This is a genomic window from Serratia sp. A07, from assembly GCF_058725505.1.
On sequence record NZ_JBZXDO010000178.1, the window covers coordinates 1 to 1,130 of the forward strand.

Here is a 1,130-nt window from a genome sequence, read left to right on the forward strand (position 1 = left end):
CGCATCGAGGGGGGCGGACTTAACGGGGATGCCCGTCATGATACCGAGTACGTCGACATTCTGGCGCGCGCGGTGGAGGTCAACGCCGGCGTCTGGGCTAAAGAAGGCGTGTCGGTGGTGGCCGGTCGTAATCGCGTGAGTGCGGACGGTAAAACCGCGACGCCGCTTTCAGACGACGGCCGTACCAAGCCTGAGTTAGCCATCGATATGGGGCAGATGGGCGGTATGTACAGCGGCAGTATCCGCATGATCGGCACCGAGGCCGGCGTCGGCGTGCGTAATCAGGGCGGACAGTTACGGGCGGGCAAAACGCTGACCGTCAGCAGCGAAGGCAAGCTCAGTTGGCGCTCTGATGCGCCGGATGCGGGTACGCAGGCCGGCGGCGATATTCAGCTGGCGGCAAAGGGCGACATCGAAACGCACGGCAACGTGTACAGCGGTGGACAACTGGCCGTGCAGAGTCGCGAGGGAATGCTGACGCAGTCCGGGACGCTGGCGGCGGCCGGGAATGTGCACCTGAACGCCGCGCGCGGCATCCAGAGCAACGGTCACCTGCTGGCGGGCAGCAATGCCGACAGTACGCTGGTCCAGGCTGCCAATCTGCAACTTGATAGCCAGGGGGATATCCGCGCCAGCGGCAGTCTGCTAAGTCAAAAAGACGTCAACGCGACCGGGCGGCGGGTGGATATCAGCGGCGCGCAGGTCGGAGCCGGCCGTACCGCGCTGACGGCCCACGAGGGCGGGGTGGCATTGCGCCAGTCCACCGTAGACAGCGGTGAGCTGGCCGTGAACACGAAGGGAAATGTGGATGCGCAGCAGGCCAGGGTCAAGGCCGGGCGCTGGACGGTGGATGCCGACAACCTGTCCAATCAACAGGCGACCTGGTCACAGACCGGTGACGGTGAGAGTCGTTTCACCCTGGTGGGCAAGTTGGATAACAGTGACGGTGCCATCGAGGCGCAGAACCTCCGGCTTTCGGCCGGTCAGTTAGTCAATCAGCGAGGCCGCCTGGTGGCGCTGGGGAGCGCGGCGCAGCACTGGCAGGTCGGCGGCCTGCTCGACAATGCCGGCGGGACGGTGGGCAGTAACGGCGACCTGCGTCTCGATGCCGGGGGCCTCGATAATCAGGG

Annotated in this window: 1 protein-coding gene; it reads left to right on the plus strand. The window is 65.5% G+C overall.

Annotation, left to right across the window (positions count from 1 at the left end; genetic code table 11):
* A partial coding sequence (locus tag AC4PR2_RS29015; RefSeq protein ID WP_492176067.1) for a two-partner secretion domain-containing protein occupies positions 1-1,130 on the plus strand: 1,130 nt, incomplete at both ends.